At 58.3% G+C, this 23,968-nt stretch carries 19 protein-coding genes and 1 tRNA gene; 11 read left to right on the top strand and 9 right to left on the bottom strand.

Going from position 1 to position 23,968, the window contains the following annotated elements:
- Positions 1 to 97: 97 nt before the first annotated feature.
- Entirely contained in the window at positions 98 to 1,210 is a 1,113-nt protein-coding gene (locus EV561_RS21405) for an MraY family glycosyltransferase (protein ID WP_165927873.1), read from the bottom strand.
- Between the two features lie 389 nt (positions 1,211 to 1,599).
- Between EV561_RS21405 and EV561_RS21400 the strand changes: the two genes are divergently transcribed.
- The gene (locus EV561_RS21400; RefSeq protein WP_132524336.1) at positions 1,600 to 2,781 is read left to right on the top strand and encodes an alpha-hydroxy acid oxidase; all 1,182 of its coding nucleotides are present in this window, start codon (positions 1,600 to 1,602) and stop codon (positions 2,779 to 2,781) included.
- A gap of 25 nt (positions 2,782 to 2,806) precedes the next feature.
- On the opposite strand, the gene EV561_RS21395 is transcribed toward EV561_RS21400, so the two are convergent.
- Complete coding sequence (locus tag EV561_RS21395; RefSeq protein WP_132524335.1) at positions 2,807 to 4,006, bottom strand: glycosyltransferase family 4 protein; 1,200 nt, start codon at positions 4,004 to 4,006, stop codon at positions 2,807 to 2,809.
- Positions 4,007 to 5,032: 1,026 nt separating this feature from the next.
- On the opposite strand from EV561_RS21395, the gene EV561_RS21390 reads away from it, so the two are divergent.
- The 4 genes from EV561_RS21390 to EV561_RS21375 all read left to right on the top strand — a co-directional run bounded on the left by EV561_RS21390 (position 5,033) and on the right by EV561_RS21375 (position 9,816).
- A complete protein-coding gene (locus EV561_RS21390; RefSeq protein WP_132524334.1) occupies positions 5,033 to 5,704 on the top strand; it encodes a response regulator transcription factor in 672 nt (223 codons plus the stop codon).
- 254 nt (positions 5,705 to 5,958) lie between these two features.
- Positions 5,959 to 7,326, top strand: coding sequence for a glutamate-1-semialdehyde 2,1-aminomutase (locus tag EV561_RS21385; RefSeq protein WP_132524333.1), 1,368 nt, complete (start codon positions 5,959 to 5,961; stop codon positions 7,324 to 7,326).
- 99 nt (positions 7,327 to 7,425) lie between these two features.
- Positions 7,426 to 8,475 carry an NAD(P)-dependent oxidoreductase gene (locus EV561_RS21380; RefSeq protein ID WP_132524332.1) on the top strand — a complete coding sequence of 350 codons (1,050 nt, stop codon included), beginning with the start codon at positions 7,426 to 7,428 and terminating at the stop codon, positions 8,473 to 8,475.
- 9 nt (positions 8,476 to 8,484) lie between these two features.
- Positions 8,485 to 9,816 carry a DUF4910 domain-containing protein gene (locus EV561_RS21375; protein WP_132524331.1) on the top strand — a complete coding sequence of 444 codons (1,332 nt, stop codon included), beginning with the start codon at positions 8,485 to 8,487 and terminating at the stop codon, positions 9,814 to 9,816.
- Here the strand turns inward: EV561_RS21375 and rfbC are convergent.
- Complete coding sequence (gene rfbC, locus EV561_RS21370; RefSeq protein ID WP_132524330.1) at positions 9,813 to 10,355, bottom strand: dTDP-4-dehydrorhamnose 3,5-epimerase; 543 nt, start codon at positions 10,353 to 10,355, stop codon at positions 9,813 to 9,815. The two genes, EV561_RS21375 and rfbC, sit on opposite strands and share 4 nt — an antisense overlap.
- Positions 10,356 to 10,667: 312 nt before the next feature.
- On the opposite strand from rfbC, the gene EV561_RS21365 reads away from it, so the two are divergent.
- The 6 genes from EV561_RS21365 (at position 10,668) to EV561_RS21340 (ending at position 17,748) form a co-directional block, all read left to right on the top strand.
- Entirely contained in the window at positions 10,668 to 11,963 is a 1,296-nt protein-coding gene (locus EV561_RS21365) for a class I SAM-dependent methyltransferase (RefSeq protein ID WP_132524329.1), read from the top strand.
- On the top strand, positions 11,960 to 12,763 hold the full coding sequence (locus EV561_RS21360; protein WP_132524328.1) for a sugar phosphate nucleotidyltransferase: 804 nt from the start codon (positions 11,960 to 11,962) through the stop codon (positions 12,761 to 12,763). The genes EV561_RS21365 and EV561_RS21360 overlap by 4 nt, the downstream gene beginning before the upstream one ends.
- Positions 12,760 to 13,413, top strand: coding sequence for a PIG-L deacetylase family protein (locus EV561_RS21355; protein WP_165927872.1), 654 nt, complete (start codon positions 12,760 to 12,762; stop codon positions 13,411 to 13,413). Before EV561_RS21360 ends, EV561_RS21355 begins: the two co-directional genes overlap by 4 nt.
- Positions 13,414 to 13,517: 104 nt before the next feature.
- Positions 13,518 to 14,291: a response regulator transcription factor gene (locus EV561_RS21350; RefSeq protein ID WP_132524327.1), complete on the top strand. Its 774-nt coding sequence runs from the start codon at positions 13,518 to 13,520 to the stop codon at positions 14,289 to 14,291.
- 50 nt (positions 14,292 to 14,341) lie between these two features.
- On the top strand, positions 14,342 to 16,486 hold the full coding sequence (locus EV561_RS21345) for a polysaccharide biosynthesis tyrosine autokinase (RefSeq protein WP_132524326.1): 2,145 nt from the start codon (positions 14,342 to 14,344) through the stop codon (positions 16,484 to 16,486).
- Between the two features lie 14 nt (positions 16,487 to 16,500).
- Entirely contained in the window at positions 16,501 to 17,748 is a 1,248-nt protein-coding gene (locus tag EV561_RS21340; protein WP_132524325.1) for a polysaccharide biosynthesis/export family protein, read from the top strand.
- 285 nt (positions 17,749 to 18,033) lie between these two features.
- Here the strand turns inward: EV561_RS21340 and EV561_RS21335 are convergent.
- From EV561_RS21335 to EV561_RS21310, 6 genes are all read right to left on the bottom strand, one after another.
- Positions 18,034 to 18,109: transfer RNA gene (locus tag EV561_RS21335), tRNA-Lys, on the bottom strand.
- Positions 18,110 to 18,234: 125 nt separating this feature from the next.
- Positions 18,235 to 19,152 carry a PhzF family phenazine biosynthesis protein gene (locus EV561_RS21330; protein WP_132524324.1) on the bottom strand — a complete coding sequence of 306 codons (918 nt, stop codon included), beginning with the start codon at positions 19,150 to 19,152 and terminating at the stop codon, positions 18,235 to 18,237.
- Positions 19,153 to 19,221: 69 nt separating this feature from the next.
- Entirely contained in the window at positions 19,222 to 19,962 is a 741-nt protein-coding gene (locus EV561_RS21325) for an NUDIX hydrolase (RefSeq protein ID WP_132524323.1), read from the bottom strand.
- On the bottom strand, positions 19,959 to 21,071 hold the full coding sequence (locus tag EV561_RS21320; protein ID WP_132524322.1) for an endonuclease/exonuclease/phosphatase family protein: 1,113 nt from the start codon (positions 21,069 to 21,071) through the stop codon (positions 19,959 to 19,961). The genes EV561_RS21325 and EV561_RS21320 overlap by 4 nt, the downstream gene beginning before the upstream one ends.
- 177 nt (positions 21,072 to 21,248) lie before the next feature.
- Positions 21,249 to 22,280 carry an ABC transporter ATP-binding protein gene (locus EV561_RS21315; protein ID WP_132524321.1) on the bottom strand — a complete coding sequence of 344 codons (1,032 nt, stop codon included), beginning with the start codon at positions 22,278 to 22,280 and terminating at the stop codon, positions 21,249 to 21,251.
- Entirely contained in the window at positions 22,268 to 23,962 is a 1,695-nt protein-coding gene (locus tag EV561_RS21310) for an iron ABC transporter permease (protein WP_132524320.1), read from the bottom strand. The genes EV561_RS21315 and EV561_RS21310 overlap by 13 nt, the downstream gene beginning before the upstream one ends.
- Between the last annotated feature and the right edge of the window lie 6 nt (positions 23,963 to 23,968).

Here is a 23,968-nt window from a genome sequence, read left to right as displayed (position 1 = left end):
TGTCTCCAAATCTTTCATGCCCTGTCGCCGCAAGCAGCCGGAACGCTATGGCGGTCAACGCGAATACGACGGACCGATCAATGGAACACCCGCAACTTCAAATCTTGAGATTTGTCTTGCCGGACATGCCCGTTGCAGCGACCCCGACCGAACGACGGCTCTTTGCCAGCGCAATTCGCAGTTTGGCGATCGAGCCGCTGGCGGCCATAACGAAGAGCGTATGAATCCCGACCGGGATCAGCAGTCCGGCCGCCATGACGACCTCAGGCACATCGTTGCGAATTCCGAGATAGCCGATGCCTCCGCAGACAGCCGAAGCCACCAGTATGATGTTGGTGGTCGCCATCGGCATGAAGCCGGCGTCGAGAAGGAGATGATGCAGGTGCCAGCGATCGGCCGACATCGGGCTGCGGCCCGCCAGGACGCGCCGGATCATCAGGCTCAGCGTATCCGTCACCGGAATGATGACGATCCACAGGAGCGCCATGAAAGGAGCCGGAGACTTGTCGGATGCGAGCAGGAGAATGCCATAGGCAATCGTCGCCCCGAGCGCCATGCTGCCGGCGTCACCGAGAAAGATGCTCGCGCGAATTCGCCACGGGCTGCGCATGTTGAAGATCAGGAAACCGCAAAGACCGGTCAGCAGAAGCTCGAACGGCAGTATCAGTTCGCCCATGTCCTTTATTTCGGCGACCAGCATCAGCCAGACCAGCGCGACCACCGCCGCTCCGCCCGCCAGTCCGTCGACGCCATCTATCATGTTCCACGAATTCATGAGGCCGGCGATGAAGCAGAGCCCGACGACGACGATCAGAGCCCCGGCCGAGGCTGCGACACCAGGTGCGAATTCAGCCGAAGAAATCTGCCCGATATTCAATCCTCCGATCAAAATCGCCGCCACGAGAAACTGCATGATGAGGCGCAGCGAGGCCGGCAGCGGGTGACGATCGTCAAGAGTGCCGACCGCGACGACGACAAACAGCCCGACCCAGAAATTCAGACCGAATGCGCTCATGTGACCGCTAACGAAGTTTACCAGGGCAAAGGTCGTAAAGATCGCAAGACCACCGCACAATGGAACCGCACCGACATGCTGTTTGCGGGCATCGGGATGATCCACGAGAGCAAGGGCGACGGAAGCTTTGCGCAGGACGACGATAAGGGCAACGCACAATACGAAGATTGAGATATTGCTTATCACGACTTCCATATCAGCCCCCTTGGCCACGCCGAACCACGCCCAAGGCACTTGGACGGTGCACAATGCTTTGACGACAGTATAAGAGGGCCTCGGGAGCGGCATATTCGCAAAATCGATCTCCAACCTTCACCTTATTGGTGAGGAGTTAGGTTTAGGCTTAGCTGGCTCATGCTTAAGGTGAAGAGAACCCTCCGCTCCGTCGTCAGCGCAGAGACAGGGGCCGTGGAGACGTTTGGCCGGCTGGGAGGCTCACGCCTAACTCCATCGGGGAATGGCGAGCATGCCTCTCCCACCATTGGGTCGATAGACACAAGCATCAGTTCCTGTCAGATGATGCACAATGCTCCGATCGCGGGATTATTGGTATGTCGAGCATCGGTTCGGGGAGGAACTGACGATTGAAAATTCCAAACCAGGCAGGTGCGTCCCGCCGAATTCGCAATGCGCTATCACTCGATGATTTCGAAACTCTGGCCCGGCGGCATCTGCCGATCCCGCTCTTTGCCTATATTGTCGGCGGCAGCGAAACCAACCAGTCGTTGACCGACAATCGCAGGGCCTTCGGGGAATACTACTTTCGGCCGCATGTGCTGCGGGACGTCTCTTCCCGGTCATCCAGAAAAAAGATTTTCGACACGGAATACGACGCACCTTTCGGCATCGCTCCGATGGGTATCAGCGCATTGATGGCCTATCGGGGTGATATCGTCCTCGCCGCAGCCGCAACGCAAAGCAACATTCCGATGATCATGAGCGGCTCCTCCCTCATTCGTCTGGAAGAGGTCGCCGAGGTCGCGCCGGGGTCATGGTTCCAGGCATATTTGCCCGGCGAACCGGATCGCATTGACGCGCTTATTGATCGCGTTGCCGCCGCCGGCTTCAAGACATTGGTCCTGACTGTTGATGTGGCCATCCTGCCTAGCCGGGAAAACAATATCCGCGCCGGCTTCTCGACACCGCTTCGGCCGAGCTTGCGGCTGGCATGGCAGGGCATCAGCCATCCCGCCTGGTCGATCGGTACGTTCGGGCGAACGATTATGAGCCACGGCATCCCACATTTCGAAAATTCCTACGCAACCCGCGGCGTGCCGATCATCGCACGCTCCGTCACGCGCGATTTCGGAAAGCGCGATCATCTCAACTGGGAACATCTGAAGCAGATCAGAAGTCGCTGGAAGGGACGGCTCGTGGTCAAAGGCATCATGCGCGAGGACGATGCCGCGGCGGCAGCGCTGGCCGGCGTCGACGGCATTATCGTTTCCAATCACGGAGGGCGTCAGCTGGATGGTACGCTGTCACCTCTGCGCGCCTTGCCGAGGATTGCCGAAGCGGTCGGCGACAGGATGACAGTCATGGTCGACGGTGGCATCCGCCGCGGTACCGACGTTTTGAAGGCACTGGCGCTCGGAGCCGAATTCGTCTTCGTCGGCCGTCCCTTTCTCTACGCTGCGGCGGTCGGCGGCTATGCGGGCGTGATAAAGGCCGCATCGATACTCGGCGAACAGGTACGCCGCGACATGGCGTTGCTGGGCATCACCGGCTTCGATGAACTGTCGCCGGATTTCCTTGAGCATATCTAGCTGAGGAGGGCCGCAGCGGGATGGCCTACAGCCTCTCGCGCATGACGCGCAGCCAGTTCTTCAATGGCCCCGGAATATAGGTCCTCAACCCGGGGCGCAGGCCCGGCGGCATGGACCAGCCGTTGAGATCGAGAGGCGGCGAAAGATCCAGGCTGTCAGCCTTTATCGACCCGATGACCTCGTGGTATCGGCGCGCCATCTCATCGGATGAAAACCTCTCGGCGACCTTTCGGATCGCTGCTGCTGACATCTGAGCCAGCAGGTTACGATCACGCTCAAGGCCGGCAATGAGCCGAACCGCTTGCCCGTAGTTGCCGACGGGGAAAAGCAGGCCGTCCTGACCGTCATCGACGATTGTATCCGTAACCCCGCGAATATTCGATACGACTGGGACGCATCCGGCCGCCATCGCCTCAATCAGGGTCATCCCGAATCCCTCGAAACGCGAGGGCATAATGAGCACGTCATGGTGCGCGACCAGTTCCGGAACCTTGTGCGGACTGACGGCTCCCTCGTAGAAAACGCGCGCGTTGTGCGGAGCACTGAACCTTGCCTTCAATCTTGAAAGATCCGGTCCGTCACCGGCTATGGTCAGCATGACGGTGTTCGGCAGGCCCTCGAGAATGGGCGGAAGCCACAGCACCCCCTTGGAAGCGTCTTCGACCCTGCCGAGGAAGAGCAGGCGCAAAGGCGATTGCGGGGACGGCTTGCGCTCAACTTCAGCGAATTTCATCCTGTCGAGCGCGTTCGGAATTGCGAATGTCGAGTCGGGTGAAAAGCCGTGGCGAGCAACGAGGTCGCTGCGGCAGCGCTCTGAAACGCCGACTGTCGCGTGCACATAATCCCGAATGGAAGTGGCAGCCGCATACGTGCCGGGAGTAATGTTATGCACGATCATGATGCGCAGAATATCCTCGCGCAGATAACGCGCGATATTCATCTGCATGCGATCCCCGAGGACGTTGATGAACACACCGTCATAGCCCCGGCTTTCGATCGCGGCAGCGAGGCATCGAGCACAGGTCCGCTCATCGAGCGTATCGGGCATGTTGAGAAGCGTTCCGAACGCCATCTCGTCGCGCAAGTCAGGCGTCACAGTCTGGTGCCCGGTGCCTTGCGCCAGCCAACGGACATCGATGTCGAAATCGGCCAACCCATGCCTCAGTTGCTTGAAGACGGAGTATGTGCCGCCGATGTGCGGCAGAGCGAAATATGCAAATCTCACCGCATTCTCTTTCGAAAAATCGCGCATCGTACATGGCGCAATCGTTAGCGATAACGGGAACAATAGCTGCTTCATCTCTGGGCAATAGATGAATGGTTGGCGGACAGTTGTCGCCCTTCGATGGAAGCCAAATGCGGCTGGCTGCCATTCGGACTAGACAATTATACCAAAGGCTACCTTCCCTCTTTGTCTGTGATGGTCTGCCATGCCGTGTTGAGTGCTGTTGGCTTGGATTTGGCGCCTCCCCGGGGCAAGATTGATGGCCCATTCTTCCATGAGCCTTCAATGCAGGTTCGCGCTATACTTCACGATCATTTGATTGCCCTATTACTGCCGGGTTATTGACGGGTCCAATTCCGGCGAATGCAGCGACAGGGGAACGGATCGGTATGCGCACCGCGTTGAATTGGGTGCCATTAAAAGCCAGAAGAGATGCGTTTTACTTAATTTTATAGCCTTGAATGATGAGTTATTCGCGATAATATATCCAATATCGGATCAATACTGATAAGAAATCAGAATTGTTTCACTGATTTATGTCAAAGGGGTTGGCGATGGCTTACCCAAACGATTTAATTCGTTTTAATAATCAGAATAACACCGCCGAAAAACAGATTAACTCCAATATCATGTGATGATTTCCGGATTTTCGATCTATTTTCCAACATATCCGGTATCTATATTAAATTTTATATTCAATTTCTCTATAGAATGATGCTATAGGAATACAACCTCACTGTAGGAAACGCCAAAAAGGTCCACAACTGAGGATAAGTGTAGGCATCGCAACGGAAATCCGGAAATGGCTCCCTGACGAAGCCATGCGGCTGTACAGATTACCGACTACGGAACCCGTTATTGCCTGACCGATCGCATCGGCAACTGCGCGTCGGAAGCATGGGAAGCGTTTCATCAATCGAGGGCGGCGTGTAGAAAGTATAGGGGATGCCAATGTCTGTCATGGTCAACGGGAACAATACATCGCAGCTACATAAAACTGGCCGGTTTCACGTCGTATCGAACACAATGAAAAAATCGCTGACGGCGGAGACCCATAACGCGAACACACTCGCGATAATCGACGATCGCGCGCTGGACCGGGAATGCCTGGCCCAGAGTCTGATCGCGCACGGGCTCGATTTGGACATAAGGCTCTTTGCCTCGATCGGCGATTGGATCAAATTGCCGGAGCACGACTTCGCCGGCATCTTGATCAACACGGGCCACCGCGAATTCTCCGAAAAAAAGATGGTCGACGAGATCAGGCAACTGGTCGACCAGTTTCCAAATATCCCGGTCGTCATCCTGTCGGAAAATCACGATCTGAGACAGGTGCTTGTGGCGCTGGAAGCCGGTGTCAAAGGCTATATACCATCGGCAATCGGGCTGTCTGTTTGCGTCGAGGCGATCGGGCTCGCTTTGGCGGGAGGGGTATTTATCTCAGCGGAAAGCCTGACCGATCTGCATAAGCTTGTTGCGAGTGCCGAGCACAAGGAGCGTCAACGCGCCGAACTCTTCACACCTCGCGAAGAGGACGTAATCGACGCACTTAGCCGAGGCAAACCCAACAAGATCATCGCCTATGAGCTCAATCTGCGCGAAAGCACTGTCAAGGTTCATGTCCGTAACATCATGAAAAAGCTGAATGCCAGCAACCGGACCGAGGTCATGTTCAAGCTGGGCGACCTCTTCAACTGATTGCTGATAATGACTGCCTGGATAGCATGGCGGCCGGACGGGCTTGCCCTTCCAATCGTCCACTCCCAGCAAAGGACGAACCGAAGGGCAAAGCACGGCCTCCATGCAGGGTAATACGATCCGCAATTTTCAAGACCCTTGATTTCGCCTTCTAAGTCTTTCGGCTAGCCCGAGACGCCGAACGGCGGGAATGATCCCTTCCATCGATCTTGCCATACTTGCCTGACGTCAATTGAGCGGACCGAGGGCGCAAGGTGAACGGCTTCATTGAGAATTTTGAGAAATCCGACCAGCTTCGCAAACGCGCCAAGGCGCTTATTCCGGGCGGTGCCCATACCTATGCGAAAGGTGACGATCAATATCCCATCCTTTCCCCCGGTTTTATTGCCAGGGGCAGCGGCTGCCATGTGTGGGATGTCGATGGCAATGAATATATCGAATATGGCATGGGCAATCGCGCCGTCGGGCTCGGGCATGCCTACAAGCCTGTGCTCGACGCAGTAAGGCGCGAACTTGAATTCGGCTGCAATTTCACCCGTCCGTCGAAGATCGAGGCCGAATGCGCGGCCGCCTTTCTTGAAACCATCGCCACCGCCGACATGGTCAAATTTTGCAAGGACGGATCAGACACCACGTCAGGCGCCATGCGGCTCGCCCGCGCCGTCACCGGCCGTGACCTCATCGCGCGCTGCGAAGACCATCCGTTCTTCTCTACCGACGACTGGTTCATCGGTGCGACCGAGATGAATGCCGGTATTCCGGCTGTCGTTCGCGAACTGACCCTTGGCTTCAAATACAACGATCTCGAAAGCGCACGCAGGCTGTTTCAGGCCCATCCCGGCAAGATCGCCGCCTTCATGCTGGAGCCGACGCGCGGCGAAAATCCGAAAGACAATTTTTTGCAGCGGCTGCAGCAGCTCTGCCACGAAAACGGGGCGCTCCTGATCTTTGACGAAATGATCACCGGCTTTCGGTGGCATGTCGGCGGAGCACAGAAACTCTTTGGCGTCACACCCGACCTGTCCTGCTTCGGCAAGGCACTCGGCAACGGTTTCTCGGTCTCCGCGCTTGCCGGCAAGCGGGAATTCATGGAACAGGGCGGCATCGACCAGGCATTTCTGCCCCGCGTATTTCTCCTGTCGACGACACATGGCGCGGAGACGCATGCGATGGCGGCCTCAATCGCCACGATGCATGTCTATCGAACGGAGCCTGTGATCGAGCACCTGGTGCGGCAGGGCAAAGCGCTCCAGAGCGGCATTGACGGGCTTATTGCTGCGCACGGGCTCCAGGACTTCTTCTCCGTGGTCGGTCATCCCGCCTGCCTCAGCTTCACCACCCGCGACGACGATGGAAAACCGTCGCAGGCATTCCGCACGCTGTTCCTGCAGGAGATTATTCGGCGCGGGATTCTCGCTCCCTCCCTGGTGGTCAGTTACACCCATTCAGACGAAGACATCGCGCGCACGATCGACGCGTTCGATGGCGCCCTTCGCGTCTACAAGCTCGCCCTTGAAAACGGCGTCGGGAAATATCTCGTCGGTCGTCCGTCGCAGGTCGTCTTCCGCCGCTTCAACAATCCGCCGCCGAGTGAGCAGCGACCGATCGCGCGTCTCGCCTGATCGGATCGCAGTGGCCGATGCCGATGAGCACGATAAGTGCCACCAAGACGAAACGCCGATGTGCCGGGCACAGGGCTCAATTCCAGAGAGGCAATGACAATGAAGGTATTGATCACCGGACATCGCGGCTACATCGGATCCGTCATGATTACGATCCTGCGCAAGGCAGGCCACGAGGTTCATGGCTACGATTGCGAGTTATATCATCGTTGCCACTATGCACCCGGCGGCGATCTGCCCACCGTGCCCGGTGTGAAGAAGGATGTGCGGGATATATCGGCGGCGGATCTGAGGGGCTTCGACGCCGTCATCCATCTCGCGGCTCTCTCGAACGACCCGCTGAGCAACCTTAATCCGGAAATCACCTATGAAATCAATCATCGCGGCAGCGTGCGCGTAGCCAAAGCGGCCAAACAGGCAGGGGTGAAGCGCTTTCTCTTCGCCTCGTCCTGCAGCAATTACGGTGCGGCAGGAGAAGGCCTCGTCGACGAAACCGCCGAACTCAAACCGGTTTCCGCCTACGGAACATCGAAAGTTTTCGCGGAACGCGACATTGCCCAGCTCGCGGACAACGATTTCTGCCCGACCTATATGCGCCCGGCAACCGCCTATGGCCTCTCGCCGATGCTGCGTTTCGACATCGTACTCAACAATCTGGTTGCGTGGGCCGTAACCGAAGGCCAGATCCTGCTCAAATCCGACGGTACGCCCTGGCGGCCGATCGTTCATATCGAAGATATTTCCAGGGCATTTCTTGCCGCCCTCGAGGCTCCCGTTGCTGCGGTTCACAACCAGGCCTTCAATGTCGGCCAGGCGGCGCACAATTACCAGATCAGGGAGATCGCCGAAATCGTCGCCAAGACCGTGCCCGACTGCCATCTGGCATTCGCCGCCGATGCAAGCCCGGATACGCGCTCCTATCGAGTCGATTTCAGCAAGATCGGCCGCCTTCTGCCGGCATTCAAGCCGACCTGGGATGCAGCCGCTGGTGCTGCTCAGCTCTACAATGCCTATACTAGCGCCGGCCTGACGCTCGCCGAGTTTGAAGGCCCCCGCTATCAGCGGATTGCGCAGCTCAAACAACTCCTTGCCAGTCATGAGCTTGACGAAAATCTGCGCTCGTCCGCTCCAGCCGCCGCGGCAGAATAGGCCTGTCGCATGGACTCTGCTCTGCCACCCCGACCCAACCTAGCAGAGAACAGCGAGAGCATAGGTCCGGCGATCTATGCTCTCGCCAGCCGCCTTTTTCCGATCTGCCGCAGCATTACGGGCAATGGTGTTCGCGAGACCATCAACATTCTGCGCGAACATATCGACCTCGAACTCCACCAGGTCGCGACCGGAACCCAGGTCTTCGACTGGGTCATTCCGCCGGAATGGAACATCAGGGACGCATACATCAAGGATGCCGCCGGCCGAAAAATCGTCGATTTCGCTCGTTCGAACCTTCATGTCATGAGCTATAGCCGGAACGTTCGGCAAGTCATGCCGCTGAGTGAGCTGAAGAGCCATATCTATACGCTGCCGGCGCAACCTGACCTCATCCCCTATAAGACCGCCTACTATATCGACGACTGGGCCTTTTGCCTGTCGCATAGCCAGCTCCTGGAGCTGCAGGATGGCGATTACGAAGTCGTCATCGACTCCACGAAATCGGATGGACACCTGTCCTATGGGGAATACCTCCATCGGGGAACGAGCGGCAGGGAGGTCCTGCTATCGGCGCATATTTGCCATCCATCGCTTGCCAACGACAATTGCTCGGGACTTGCAGTGCTGACCAGCCTTGCTCAGCTGCTGCGGGGCCGGAAGACGCGCTACAGCTACCGCTTTCTCTTCGCTCCGGGCACGATCGGATCGCTCACCTGGCTTTCCCGGAACGAGGATCGCCTCGGCAACATCGACCACGGCCTGGTCGTGTCCTGCGTCGGCGATGAAGGCGGACCGATCTACAAGAAAAGCCGTCGGGGCAATGCGATCATAGATCGTTTGATGGCACGCATTTCCTGCAACGAAACGCCGATGACCGTCCAGAACTTCAGTCCTTACGGCTATGACGAAAGGCAGTTCTGTTCGCCCGGCTTCAATATGTCGGTTGGGCTATTGCAAAGAAGCGCTTTCGGGACCTTTGCGGAATACCACACGTCAGCGGACAATCTCGATTTCATACGCCCTGAACATCTTGCCTCGTCATTCCGGATGCTCACCGATGTGATCGATGCGCTCGAGGGCAATTGGACGCCCCTCAACCTCTCCCCCAAGGGCGAACCGCAGCTTGGCAAGCGCGGGCTGTTTTCGCCCGTTGGCGGTCACAAGACCAACAGTACGAAAACAATGGCTTACCTATGGGTATTGAATTTGGCCGACGGTAATCATTCGCTTCTTGATATCGCCGAGCGGGCCGACATGGTGTTTTCGGAAATCGCGGAAGCAGCTGGGAGACTGAGGGATGCAGGTTTGCTTGCAGACATCAGCCCCGCCGAAAACTAGACGGGATCGCTGACGCGCAGCAGCGGCCAGCTCTTATCCTTGTCGGACATGACGGCGGGATCCGCAGGCCAACTGACGCCGACGGCCGGGTCGTCGAAGCGTATGCCGCTGGCGGCAGTGGGCTCGTATGGAGTCGATATCAGGTAGGACACCACGGCATCGTCACTGAGTGATTGAAAGCCGTGGGCAAAGCCTTTCGGAATATAGAACTGCGCCCGGTTCTCGCTGGAGAGCACGGCCCCTGCCCATTCGAGGTAGGTTGGAGATTCTGGCCTCAGGTCCACGGCGACGTCCCATATTGCGCCCTGCATGCAGGAGACCAGTTTGTCTTCCCCATGTGGGGGCTTCTGGAAATGTAGGCCGCGGATCGTGTGTTTCTGGCGCGAATGAGAGTAGCTGTGCTGGACAAAGTCCTGAATGAGCCCGTGTTGGGCGAACTCCTCCTTGCAGAAGGTTCGCGCAAACGAACCGCGACTGTCGACCGACGGTATGGGTTCGACGATCCAGAGATCCTCAATTCTCGTCCTGTTGAAGCGCATCCGATCCCCCAGCAATAGTCTCAAAAGTCTTACCACCAATGGGCAAAACACCAACACTGCAAGCTATTGATAAGATATTACCCCAATACAAGGCAAATGAGAACAAGTACTTAAGGTGATATTCAGAATAACGATAGTCGACTATCGAATTATTGTTCAAAAACAAGACAGAATTCATACGGCTTTTGGACGATATCGGTGTTCGTATTGCGGTATCGTTTTCAACGCCCCCCGGAGATACTTTGCCAACATCAACGACGGGCTTATCAGGTCCGCGATCAGGTCATCTTGAATCATATAGGGGACGGGGGCATGAATCTTCAGGCCGGTCAGAGCTTATCGATGACGGCTGCCATTCAGAATGCTCGGCTTTGCCGGCTCTGCGGGGCAGCTCTGCAAGATACTTTCGTAGATCTGGGAATGTCACCGCCATGCGAAAGTTTCGTACCCGCGGCGGAGATCGGCAACATGGAGGCCTACTACCCGCTCCATGCCTTTGTCTGCCGCGAGTGCCTTCTGGTTCAGCTCGAAGAGCATATCAGTCCGCAGCATATATTCGAGGAATACGCATATTTCTCCTCCTATTCGGACAGTTGGGTCGAGCATGCCCGTCGTTATTGCGACATGGCGGCCGATCGCTTCGGCCTGAATTCGGAAAGCCTTGTCGTCGAGCTTGCCAGCAACGACGGCTATCTCCTGCAGCACTTCGTGAAGAAGGCCATACCTGTCATCGGCATTGAGCCGGCCATCAACGTGGCAAAGGTCGCCGTCGAAAAAGGCGTGCCCACGGTCACGCGCTTCTTCGGAACGTCACTTGCCGGCGAAATGGTCGCTGAAGGCAAGATGGCCGACCTGATTGTCGGCAACAATGTCCTGGCACAGGTTCCCGATCTCAACGACTTCGTCGCCGGAATGAAGCTGCTCCTCAAGCCGCAAGGCGTGATCACGCTCGAATTTCCCCATATCGCCACGCTGATTGCGGAAAGCCAGTTCGACACGATCTACCACGAGCACTTCTCCTACTTCTCCCTGATGACGATCGAGAAGATGGCGCGACTTCACGACCTCAAGGTCTTCGATGTCGAAGAGTTGCCGACGCACGGCGGCTCGCTGCGCATCTACCTTTGCCACAGGGATGAAAACATCCATCGCGAAGAGCGGGTCGACGCGCTGCGCATGGCTGAATTCAAGGCCGGCCTGGACCTCGTCGAAACCTATACTTCTTTCGGCGAAGCAGTGCGCACGACGAAACGCAATCTGCTTTCCTACCTCATCCAGCTGAAGAACGCAGGCAAGACCATTTGCGGCTACGGCGCGCCTGGCAAGGGCAATACGCTTCTCAACTATTGCGCAATCGGCACCGATTTCCTCGACTTCACCGTCGACCGCAATCCGTACAAGCACGGCCGGTTCACGCCCGGCATGCACATACCGATCCGGCCGGTCAACGAAATCGACATGCACAAGCCAGACTACGTCCTCATCCTGCCCTGGAATCTCAAAGGCGAGATCGTCAAGCAGATGAAGCACATCGGCGACTGGGGTGGGAAGTTTATCGTTCCAATCCCTCATGTAGCCGTCATCGATCCAACGGAGAGCCAGCCATGAAAGTCGTCCTTTTCTGCGGTGGCATGGGAACCCGGATCCGCGAATATTCCGAGAGCGTGCCGAAGCCTCTTATCCCGCTAGGCTCGCAGCCGATCATGCGTCACGTCATGCAATATTATTCGGATTACGGGCACGACGAGTTCATTCTTTGCCTCGGCTACAAAGCCAATGTCATCAAAGACTTCTTCCTGAACAGCAAACCCCACGCTTTTTCGGATTGCGTCGTGTCGGGTTCGGGCCAGGTCGAGTTGCTGGGCGAGATGCGGAAGGAATGGCGCGTTTCGCTGATCGATACCGGCATCTGGCGCAATATCGGCGAGCGGCTCTGGGCCGTGCGCGATCACGTCAAGAACGAGAAGATCTTCCTGGCGAACTACAGCGACGGGCTGACGAATGTCGACCTTGACGACATGATCGCCCGCTTCGAGGCGAGCGACAAGCTTGCCTGCTTCCTCGCGGTGCGCCCGCCCCTCACCTATCATCTCGCCGATATCGAAGACGACGGTCGAGTGCGCGAATTCAGGTCGTCGGACAGGTCAGATATCTGGATCAATGGCGGCTACTTCCTGATGCGCGGCGAGATTTTCGACTATATGCGCGAAGGTGAGGAGCTTGTGCTGGAGCCCTTCTCCCGTCTGATCGCCGAAGACAAGCTCATGGCCTACAAGCACACCGGCTTCTGGCGCTCGATGGACACGCTGCGCGACTGGCAGACGCTGGAAGCAATGGTCGAACGCGGTGATATGCCGTGGATCCGCGAGACCGGAGCGGTGCGAAGCGGAGCAGCGCTGCGCCCATGAGAAACATTGCGCTCGCATCGCGTGGTGAACGCCTGTCGGTCCTGTGCCTCGGTGCACATTCGGACGATATCGAAATCGGCGTCGGCGGCACGATACTGAGCATGCTTTCACGCGGCGTCATCCTTGACGTCCACTGGTGCGTCTTCAGCGCTTCAGGCGAACGCGAGACCGAGGCGCGCAGATCGGCTGAAGCTTTCCTCAGCGAAACCGAGAGCTGCAAGATCGAGCTCGGCAATTTCGAGGACAGCTATTTCCCGAGCCAGAGCCGAGAGATCAAGGCATGGCTGATTGAGCTTCGCAGTCGCGTCAGTCCGGATGTCATCTTCACGCACAGCCGGGAGGATGAACATCAGGACCATCGCGAGATCAACATGCTGACCACCAACGTGTTCCGCGACCACTTCATCCTGGAATACGAAATTCCGAAATGGGACGGCGATCTGATGCGGCGCAACACCTACGTGCCGATAGCCGAGGCCATCATGGAGGCCAAGGTCGAGTTGCTTCTGAAGAATTTCGGAACGCAGCGGTCGAAGGACTGGTTCGATGCGGATACGTTCCGCAGCCTGGCGCGACTGCGCGGGATGGAATGCCGCGCGCCGGCGCGTTTTGCGGAGGCGTTCACGGCGAGGAAACTTCTACTGGCATGACGATATCGGCGCGAACATGGCAAGGCGCCCGAACAAAAGGAACACCAAGAACCACAAAGAGAAACCCAAGCGGATCAATATTCAGTTGAGGAGAGGGGTTGAAGATGAGCACGGAGCGTCTCGACTTTGGTACGAAGGACATCACCGTTCATCCCGGGAGCGTGAGGACGATCGATAACGGCCTCACTCAGGTGCAGCCATCGCCGCAACTGCGAACCACTGGGTATCTCGCGCTGATCGACAGGCGTGCGCTGGAGCGGGAATGCCTGGCCCATGGCCTTGCCATTCATAACATCGGCATGAAGGTCGTCGCCTGCAGCGACTTGGAGGAATGGGGCGACACGAAGAGGGATCTGGGTCTGCCGCGTGCCATTCTCTTCAATGCCGGCAACACCGACATCAATGACGAGAGCCTGAGCGAGGAAATCAAGACGCTCGTGACAGCGATGGCGCCTACCCCGGTTATCGTTCTGTCGAACAGCCAGGAACTCCCCGAGGTTCTGCATATCATCCAGCTCGGCGTGCGCGGCTATATTCCAAGCTCCGTCAGCATCGACGTCTGCATCCAGGCGATCGGCCTTGCCATAGCCGGCGGACGCTTTGTCCCGGCAAGCAGCCTGCTCAACATGCGCGAGTCCCTTGGCATTTCCAAAATGGCCCGACCCGCCTCTGCTTCCACGTTCACGAGCCGGCAGTCGGCTGTGGCGCAGGCCCTTCGTTGCGGCAAGGCAAACAAGGTGATCGCCTCCGAGCTGAACCTCTGTGAAAGCACCATCAAAGTCCACATTCGCAATATCATGAAGAAGCTTGGAGCGACCAACCGAACGGAGGTGGCCTGCAAGATCGGAGATATAGCGATGAAGGATCGGGCCTGCTGATCGGCCAAAACCCGACCGAGTGTTTGTCATCCAAGTACGGGAATTGTTTGATGATAGTATCGCAGAGTCCGCAGGCACAGGATCAAGAGACAGGGCCCCGCTTCCTTTCGATCCTCTGGGAAAGACGGTATGTCGTATTCCAGTGTCTCATTCTAGGTTTGATCGGAGCCGCGGTCTCCTACTTCGCGACACCGGCACGCTACAAGGCAGAGGCGATATTGGCGCTGGACGCCCGCAAGCTTCAGGTCCTGCCGACGGAATCCGTCATCTCCCCATTGCCCCAGGACAGCCCCGTTTTGCGCACCGAACTCGACATCATCGGATCGAGATCGATGGCCGAACGCGTGCTCGATAAGCTGAGCAAACAGGATATTGCCGCCGAAAGACGCGCCAACGGTCCGGGACCTCAGCCAGAGCAGACGACCCTGGACCCGCGTGAGAAGAAAATTAAGCTGGACAAGATGATGGATGACGTCCGTGTCATCAACGACGGACGCTCCTACACGATTTACATCGACTATTACGCCACCGATTCGGTTTACGCGGCGCAAGTCGCCAATGCCTACGGGGAAGCCTATATCGACTACCAGATCGATCAGCAGACATCGGCGACGAGACGCGTCAGTGAGTGGCTTGGCGAGCGCCTGGTGAGCCTCAGGACCAAACTCGAAGAGTCCGAACGGGCAGCCAATGATTTCCGTACGCAGGCGGGGCTTGTCGATACGGGTGGCGCACCGCTGCAATCCCAGCAGATTTCCCGGATGAACGACGAATTGACCTCGCTGCAGACGAAAATGGCCGGCTCCGTCGCGCGGCTTGAGACAGCGGAACAAATGCAAAAGGAAGGCGATATCCTCGGATTGTACGAGGTTCTCTCCTCCCCCAGCGTTCAGGCGCTCCGAGCCGAGCAGGCAAGGGTTGAACGTGCCATCGCCGACATCGACAAGAGCGGCGCCCTGATGAACTCGCAACTGCCGCAACTCTTGTCCCAGCGCGCATCGTTGAAACAGCAGGTTGCCAACGAGGTGACGCAGGTCGTCAATGGTCTTCGAAGCGAAATTGTCGTCAACGACAAGCAGCAGGAAGCCCTTGAAGCCAATTTGAAAGACATCCAGACGGCGATGTCGAAAACCAGCCAGGCTCAGGTCCAGTTGAGCCAGCTCGACCGCGAAGCAGCAGCCAACCGCGTTCTCTATGAAAGCTACCTGTCACGATACAAGCAGACAATCGAACAGGATGGCATCGCCACGGCCGAAGCGCGGCTGATCTCTCGCGCCATGCCAAGTCCGCATCCAACCAGCCCCGATGCCAAACTATGGGCAATTGCCGGCCTCGTCTTCGGCATACTGGGAGGTATCGCACTCGCGCTTCTCTTGAACTTCACCGACAAGTCGGTCCGCTCGCCAAACAAACTCGAAGCGAAGCTCGGATTGGCCATCATCGGGCGAATACCGCGCCTCTCACGCAAGGAAGTTGTCCTGGCTGCTGATATCAACCGCAGTGCACCGGATTTCCGGGCAGCGATTGCGGATCTACAGACCTATCTTCGGCTCTCTACGGAACGCGCCCGCGTCGTCGTGCTGACCTCGTCCATAAACGGCGAAGGCAAGACATTCATTATCGGGAATCTCGCTCGCTCACTCGCAGCAACCGGCGTGAAGACTGCCGTACTGGAGTGCAACCTGCGAAACCCGACGCTTTCGAAGGAATTTGCGCTACAAACGTCGAGGCATCTCGCTCAATTCGTGACCGAGGAAATATCGGCGGATGAGCTGATCCAGCACGATCCAGGATCGGATGTCGATATCGTCTTCGCTGAGGAATGTGACGTACCGCCGGAATTCATCCTTGGCAGCCGCCGCTTCGCGACGCTGATGGAGGAAATGAAGCGCCGATACGACCTTGTCCTCATTGACGGACCCACGGCCGCGGATGGTTTCGATCTGCTTCGTGTGGCGTCCTTCTCCGACACCGTCGCTTTCGTCATCAATCCTGACATCGCCAAGATCACCGAAGTCGAAGCATCGATCAAGAAGCTGAGGCTGACGAATCGGCCGATCAGCGGGATCGTTCTCAACGGCATCAGGCGCAAGCGGCACCGGTCGCCGCTCTTCGGTTGGCTGTTCTCATCGGCAGGAAAATCGAAACGCGGACGTAAATACAAGCCTGCCCGGCCTGTGACCGTGCAGAGTTGAGGTGGACCATGTTCATGCTGAAGCATCATTCTCGACGGGTGAAGACGTTTATTCTCGGCACCGCCATCTCCACCTGTTTTCTTCTCCCGCTGCCACAGCAATCGTCGGCGCAGGAGGAATCCTACAAGGTCGCGGAGGGCGACACGCTGTCTATCACGGTCTACGGGGACGCGGGCTTGAGCGGGGTATTTCCCGTCGGCCCGGGAGGGACCATTGGCTATCCCATCCTCGGCAACATCCCGGTGGAGGGGCATACGCTCGATGAGATCAGCAACCAGATCAACAACGGCCTGAAGCCCCACATCCCCAATCTCTCGGCGGCGGTGGCAATCAAGGAATATGCGCCCGTATTCATAATGGGCGACGTCCAGAAACCCGGCAAATTCGAATTCAGGCCGGGCATGATCGCACTTGAGCTCTTCGCGCTCGGTGGCGGTCTGCGCGAGCCCACGGTCCAGACTGATACTTCCGGCGTTCAGCTGATCAACGTTCAACAGGAATACGAGGATCTGACCCTCCAACTGCTCTCGCTGGACGTCAAGCGCGTACGCCTGGAAGCGGAATTCAACGACAAGCCGTTCGACTACCCGATCACGAACCAGGGCGCGCTGCGTGATCCGGCCACGCTGCAAAGCATCGTGGATTCGGAGCGCAACCTCTATCAGCAGCGCCTGACGGTCATGCAAAGCGACCGAACCAATCTTCAGGACCAGCGGCAGAATTTCGCCGAAGAAATCGACATGCTCAATAAGAGCACCGATCTGCGCAACCAGCAGTTCGACCTTCTCAAGCTGGACGTCGATGCCTCGCAGGGGCTGGTTACGCGAGGCGCAGCTTCAGAAACAGTGCTGCGGGAACGAAAGAGAGAACTGCTGCAGATGAACCAGCAATTGCTGGAATTCGGTTCCTACCTCGCTCGAGCCAAGCAGAGCAAAAATGAAGTCGAACGCCGACTTCAGGATCTGGACAGCAAGCGAAAGGGCGACGCTGTCACCGAGTTGCGCCAGGTCAATCTCGACATGCTGCGCATCCGGAAAAAAATGGAATACAACGTGCAAGTCATGGCTGAGATCAGCGCAGCTGCGCGGCGCGTCACCGACCGATCAAAGATCATCCAGACGGAATTCTCCGTCGTGCGGCTCACGGACGGCCAGTATGAAGAGACGACGATCGACGAACATACGCAGGTTCAGCCCGGCGACCTGATCCGCGTGCGCCTGGTGGGACCGGACCCCACGATAACTGTAGGAAGCGCCAAATAAGTCGCAGTGGCAGGCTCTCCGGCTTGCCGATAGGAACCCTGCCCTCGAGTGTTCCACCCAGCCGCGACAACGGCATCGGATGCGCGTTTACTCGCATGAACCGGTTCGATTCCGGCCGCGACCTTCGCGGCGCCGACTCATTTTCGATTCTGTTGGCACAAGGTAAAGAAATCAGCCGAATTCAGCTATTTACCCGCTTGATCTTACAGCGATCCGGCGAGAACACATTTTTTCTGTCGCCGCCTAAGCAAATCAGCGTAATATTCTGATCTCATTGAGAGAAAATGGTGGGTGATGTAGGGCTCGAACCTACGACCCGCTGATTAAGAGTCAGCTGCTCTACCAACTGAGCTAATCACCCGTAACCGCTTGCTCGCGGTGTGACCGGGCATATAAATAGGATCGGTTTCGTTGTCCAGCGGCCAGATGAATTTTCTTTGGTTAATTGTCAAAAAAAATTCGAACGACGCAAAAAACCGTTGAAAATCAAAGATCCAGCATTCCGGTTGCCACGCGCACTGCCTGACCGCCAATCCGTGCGTTCGATATCTCCCCTCCATCGACGTCGATATGCAGGTGAATGAACGAGGGTCGGCCCATCTCGACACCCTGCTCGACGATGACAGGACGGTGACCGTCAGGAAGCTGATCGAAATGATGGATGGCCCCTGACAGCGCCGCCACGGCGGATCCCGTCGCAGGGTCCTCGACGATGCCCATGCCGGCTGCAAACATGCGCGCATGAAACTTCGCCGTATGATTGACCGCGCCGCGACAGTAGATGTAGGCCGAGGCAAGCGCACCGTCGACGAAGGGAACCGTCTTTTCCCAAAGCTGCGGATCGAACTCGATTCGCTCGGCAACGCCGACATCATGCACAGGCACCAAGAGAAACGGCACGCCGGCGCTCCAGATCGAAGGCACGTGATTCTCGAAGCCGATATCCGTCGTTCTCAAGCCCAATGCATTGGCGATTCCAAGCTTGTCGAGCGACAGGTTGATCTGCTGCGATTTGCGCGGCAGGTCGAATTCGGCAAAGCTTGCCTGCTGCTGCCGCAGGCGCACGGCGCAGCGCACCGGCCCCACCCTTTCTTCGAGCACGGAGACAAGATCGAGATCGCCGCCATGGTGGGCATGAGCCCGCTCCGCAAGCGCGATGGCCGCACCGACGGTGGGATGCCCGGCAAAGGGAAGTTCCCGGCCGGGCGTAAAGATGCGAAGGCTGGCCGTATGCGCCGGATTGGGCGAAGTGCGTACGAAAACGGTCTCCGAGAGATTCAATTCCCGCGTAATTGCCTGCATCGCCTCGTCGCTCAGGCCTTCCCCGTCGAAAACAACCGCCAGCGGATTTCCCGCGAGTTTGCTGTCGGTGAACACATCATAGACGCTGTAGCTTCGAGCCAACCCTGCCTCCTGCTTTGACCACAAATTGCCAACCTGCCCGACCGCGCATTTAAGCGCAAGGCGATATACTCACTTCGCTTCCCCGAAAAACCACGCAAGAATAGCCGGCATGGCCGCGCTATAGTGATGCGCCGTCGGATCGGCGGACCTGATGGCGAGAGCGCCATCTATCTCCTTCTCCTCGTCTACCAGCATGTGTTGCCGGATACTCGCCAGCATTTCGTCTGCCGTAAGGGGGAATCGATAGACGCGAAGAAGCGTGACGCTGCGATCGGAATGAGTCGCGAAATAGCCGGGATCGGCAACGCCATCCCGGAGATCGAGGCCCGTCTCTTCCAGAACCTCGCGGCGCATATTGCCCTCGACATCGCAATAGCCGTCGACGATGTCGTTTTCATCCATCGACCCGGCCGGGCAATAGACCTGCCCCGGATTGGCGGTGTGCTGGCCCATGCGGATCGCGATCAGGGCGCCATCCGAAGACACGACCATGCCGAAGGCGAAGACGTGAAAGCCGCCGGCGCGCTCTCGCTGCCCGCGCCAATACATGAAGGTGGAAAAGGGGCTGACATAGGATTCGCCGGTGATCGCCTCTTCGCTGACCGACAGCCGATGCTGGAAAAGCATACGCCCGTCGTAAAATGCGGGGTTGGCGGCCAGTTCCCTGTTCCAATTGTCCCTGGCGGCGGCCGCATGTTCGACATGGTAGGGATGATCTCCATCCAGCACGCGCAGTTCAATGCGACCGACCGGAAATACGATCTTTTCCGGCGGCCAGCCCGTTGTGTCTTCACTCAACAAAACGCTCATATCAAATCCAGTGTGATGACAACGGGACAATGGTCGGAAGCCTTCGGGCGGTCCCAGCCGGTGCGGGGATAACGCTCGACCTCCTGACCGGGAGGAAAGACAGTTCGATAGGGTTGCCCGGCGCGGATGATTTCGGGCACCGCCTTGGCGTTTCTTGCCGCCATTGCCGGCGAGAGCCAGATATAGTCGAGCTGGCAGAGCCACTGCTCCTGCGGCCCGCGTGCATGATAAAGCGTCCAACGCTCCATCTCGTCCCGGCGCCGCAGCACATTCTCCGCAAAGCCGTCCTCGCTGAAGACATCGAGCGCGCTCGTCTGCTCCTTGTGATATTCGAAGCGATACCCGCTGCGCCGCGATCCGATGACGTCGACGCGCTCCTGATAGTCGTTCATGTCGCCGCAGATAGCGAAATTCTTGGTGGCGGTTTTGCCGCGGCCGAAACGGTCTTCGATGATCCGCCGCACGGCCAGCGTCTCGGCGCGGCGCAGCGGCATGGTCACATGACGCCCGTCGACACCCTCGCGCGGGCCTCCCATCGATTTCAGATGCACGACATAGAGCGTAAACGGCACGCCGCCGATCCTGAGATCGAGCTCGAGGCAATCGCGCTTGAAGATCTTGTCGTGAGGGTGATAGCCGAGAGCGGCCAATTCGTCGGTGAACAGACCGAAATCGCCGTAAGTCACCATGGCGTGACTGGTGATTTCCTTGAGCTCGATGTTCTGTCCGTCACGTGTCTGCTCGCGCATCATGACGGCAACATCGATACCACGGCTGTCATTGCCCTCGACGAGGTATTTTTGCCGGTAGCCGTTGCCCATCATGCGGAAGAGATAACCGTATTCGAAGGCGTGCAGCGCGGCCAGATTATCGACCTCCTGCAGGCAGATGATATCCGCGTCGGCGTCGGCAACGGCAAGCGCCGTCATCTGCCGGGTGTCGTCGGTCGCGGCCACCACGCGTGCCTGCTCCAACTGCTGATAGACAGCCTCGGTCGGTACATTGAAGAGCTGCAGCACGCGGTCCTGCTTCAGCTGATTGCGAAAACCGGTGAAGTCGAACCGGGCCATCAGATTTTCGATGTTGAAGGTGGCAAGACGCAACGACATTAAGCATTCCACTTGGCGAATGGATCAGCCGATTTCGGCCTCTTCATTTTTTCAGGCGTTCCCGCAAGCGGGATATCGGATCGGGATGCAGGCGATTCCTACGGCACGCGCCCAAATCAAGCACAGGCAGGCAGCAGGAACAACCGCCTTCTGTCCCCCGTCCACGCCCGTCCCCGATCAAAGCCGCCATGCCGAACGAATGGCAACGCTGAATGTTTCACCTGATCTGACCGCATCACGGCTATAGGCGCGCAGCGTCTGGCCGTCGGGCAGCACAAGGCGAAGCGCATAGCGCTCTCCTTCGTAGAGGACCGATTCAACCCGGCAGACAAAGCCGTCACCATCCGCAACCACGTCTTCCGGCCGCACGAGAACGTCGACGGAGGTCGCGGCGGCGCTATCGGCAGCCATCATCGCCCTCAGCGCCGGCCAAGCGAACGAACGCGATTTCGTATCTGCAGGTCCCGGCAGTGACAGGATCGCCCCCTGCCCGATCAGGCTGCCGACCAGACGGCCCTCCGGTCGAGCATAGATCTCCGCCGGTGCGGCCACCTGCAGCAACCGTCCCTCCGACATGACGGCCACATCCGTCGCAAGCGCCATCGCCTCGCTCTGGTCATGCGTAACGTAGACCATGGTCGCGCCGGAACGCTGGTGGAACTCGCGAAACGTCTCCTCCATCTCCTTCTTGAGATGGCGGTCGAGATTGGCGAGCGGCTCATCGAGCAGCACCACATCGGGCGATGTCACCAGGCAGCGAGCCAGTGCCACGCGCTGGCGCTGGCCGCCGGAGAGATCGGCCGGACGGCGGCTCGCATAGTCGGCAAGCCGCACCGTCGACAGAGCCTCATGCACCTTCTCGCGGTAGCGCTCGCCGGAGATGCCGCGCACCTTCAGGGGATAGCCGGCATTGTCGGCAACGTTCATATGCGGCCAGAGCGCATAGGACTGGAACACCATCGCCATATTGCGCCACTCCGGCGGCAATTGCTTTTCCGCGTCCGCCAGCAGCCGTTCGCCGAGATGGATGGAACCGTCGGTCGGCTGTTCGAAGCCGGCAATCATTCTAAGCACCGTCGTCTTGCCGCAGCCAGACGGCCCGAGAAGCGCAAGGAACCCGCCTTCGCGGACATCCAGCGAGAGCGCGCTCACAGCCGCGCGCCCCGTGCCGAAATCCTTGCTGAGGTGGTTCAGGATCAGTTTCGCCAAGGCACCACTCCCTTAGGCAGCCGCTTTGCCAGAAGCTCGAGAAGCAGCATCATCGCGACGACCATGCAGACAACAAGAACCGACATGGCCGACGCAAGATCGGCGCTGCCGCCATCGTCGAGATTGTAGATCACCACGCCGAGCGTCTGCGTGCCCGCAGCCCAGAGCAAGGCGGACACGGTGAGCTCGTTGCAGGCGATCAGAAACACCAGGATCACCGAGGCGCCCGCGGCCGGCGCGATCAGCGGCACGATGATATCCGCAAGCCTGCGGAAAAAGCCTGCGCCCGAAAGCCGCGCCGCCTCCTCCAATGCCGGATCGAGCTGCAGGAAAGCGCTCATGACCGGCTTGAGGCTGACGGCAAAATAGGCGGAGAAATAGGCAAGCAAGATGATCCAGATCGTGCCGTAGAGCGTTACATTGAGCACCGGCAGCGGAGCGGCAAAGACGAGGATGAAGCAGACGGCGACGATAATGCCCGGCAGCGAATAGGGTATCTCGATCGCCGTCGCCACGATGCGGCTCATGAGATCCCTGCGTTTCGTCAGCGTATAGGCGGCGAGCACGGCAACGACGAGCAGGCCGATCGCCGTCATGCTCGCGAGGAACAGCGAGTTGGAAAACGCCACCCGCGTCACCGTCTGGTGAAACAGGATCTCGTCGAAGGCGTGCCAGGATGCGGTCTTCAACGTCAGCGGAACGCCATAGGCCGGCACCAGGGCGCCTGCGACCAGCGCAAAGAAGGGTGCGACAAGCATGATGAACAGGATCGCCCAGAGCAACGGAATGGCCATAAAGCGCCAGCGACCGAGCTGGAAGGCGGCGGAAGCGCCCGAAAGGCCGATGACGCGATAATCGCGGCCACGCAGCGCCCTGCCCTGCACGGCAAGGCCTGCGATCGAAATCACGGCGATAACCGTCGACAACACCCCGACATCGCCGAACGTCCGCGGCCCGAAGGAGGCGAATTTCGTGAAGATCAGCGTCGACAGCGTGAAGATCGAGGCCGGAATGCCGAGGATCGCCGGAATGCCGAAATTGCCGACCGAGGAGACGAAGGCGATCGCCGCCCCGGCAATGACGCCAGGCAGTGATAGCGGAAAGACGATATCGCGAAAGACACGGAAACTGCCAGCACCTGACAACCTTGCCGCTTCGATACCGTCGCGCGGCAGCGCCATCAGCCCGGCCCTGAGCGCTAGGTAGACCAGCGGCGCATGCTGCACCCCATAGAGAAGCGCGATGCCGCCGATCGAATAGAGCGGCTGCGGCGAGCCGAGCGGCGGCGCGATATGCAGCGCCTTCAGGAGGGGGCTCGAGGGTCCCGACATCTGCACCCAGGCAAGCGCCGTCACCTGCGGCGGGATCATCATCGGCAACACGAAGAGAAAGCTGAGCACGCCGCGGCCGGGCAAGTCGGTAAGCGTCAGCAGGAAAGCGAAAAGGCAGCCGAGCAAGACCGAGATGACCATGCCCAGGATCGACGTTTCGACCGTGTACCAGGCAGATCGCCACAACGCCGGATCGGTGAGCAGCTCATAGGCGCCGCCGCGCAGCAGCACTGAAATGCCGACCTCTGCCAGCCGCGCCAGCGGCAGCACGCTCAGGATAATCACGACGATAACGACAAAAGGAAACAGCCAGGCTGGCTGGCTGTTTCCTCCTCGAATATATCCGTACATTTAGAG

Source organism: Rhizobium sp. BK376, from assembly GCF_004341625.1.
In the GTDB taxonomy this organism is placed as follows: Bacteria; Pseudomonadota; Alphaproteobacteria; order Rhizobiales; family Rhizobiaceae; genus Rhizobium.
Note: the sequence above shows the minus strand (reverse complement) of the source record. Positions and strands in the feature narration are given on the sequence as shown.

Bases quoted from the DNA above. Each gene is read 5' to 3' on its own strand.
- EV561_RS21345 (WP_132524326.1), top strand. From the start codon at position 14,342: ATGATAGTATCGCAGAGTCCGCAGGCACAGGATCAAGAGACAGGGCCC.
- EV561_RS21380 (WP_132524332.1), top strand. From the start codon at position 7,426: ATGAAGGTATTGATCACCGGACATCGCGGCTACATCGGATCCGTCATG.
- EV561_RS21310 (WP_132524320.1), bottom strand. From the start codon at position 23,962: ATGTACGGATATATTCGAGGAGGAAACAGCCAGCCAGCCTGGCTGTTT.
- EV561_RS21360 (WP_132524328.1), top strand. From the start codon at position 11,960: ATGAAAGTCGTCCTTTTCTGCGGTGGCATGGGAACCCGGATCCGCGAA.
- EV561_RS21405 (WP_165927873.1), bottom strand. From the start codon at position 1,210: ATGGAAGTCGTGATAAGCAATATCTCAATCTTCGTATTGTGCGTTGCC.
- EV561_RS21325 (WP_132524323.1), bottom strand. From the start codon at position 19,962: ATGAGCGTTTTGTTGAGTGAAGACACAACGGGCTGGCCGCCGGAAAAG.
- EV561_RS21365 (WP_132524329.1), top strand. From the start codon at position 10,668: ATGAATCTTCAGGCCGGTCAGAGCTTATCGATGACGGCTGCCATTCAG.
- EV561_RS21320 (WP_132524322.1), bottom strand. From the start codon at position 21,071: ATGTCGTTGCGTCTTGCCACCTTCAACATCGAAAATCTGATGGCCCGG.
- rfbC (WP_132524330.1), bottom strand. From the start codon at position 10,355: ATGCGCTTCAACAGGACGAGAATTGAGGATCTCTGGATCGTCGAACCC.
- EV561_RS21350 (WP_132524327.1), top strand. From the start codon at position 13,518: ATGAGCACGGAGCGTCTCGACTTTGGTACGAAGGACATCACCGTTCAT.
- EV561_RS21375 (WP_132524331.1), top strand. From the start codon at position 8,485: ATGGACTCTGCTCTGCCACCCCGACCCAACCTAGCAGAGAACAGCGAG.
- EV561_RS21355 (WP_165927872.1), top strand. From the start codon at position 12,760: ATGAGAAACATTGCGCTCGCATCGCGTGGTGAACGCCTGTCGGTCCTG.
- EV561_RS21390 (WP_132524334.1), top strand. From the start codon at position 5,033: ATGAAAAAATCGCTGACGGCGGAGACCCATAACGCGAACACACTCGCG.
- EV561_RS21340 (WP_132524325.1), top strand. From the start codon at position 16,501: ATGCTGAAGCATCATTCTCGACGGGTGAAGACGTTTATTCTCGGCACC.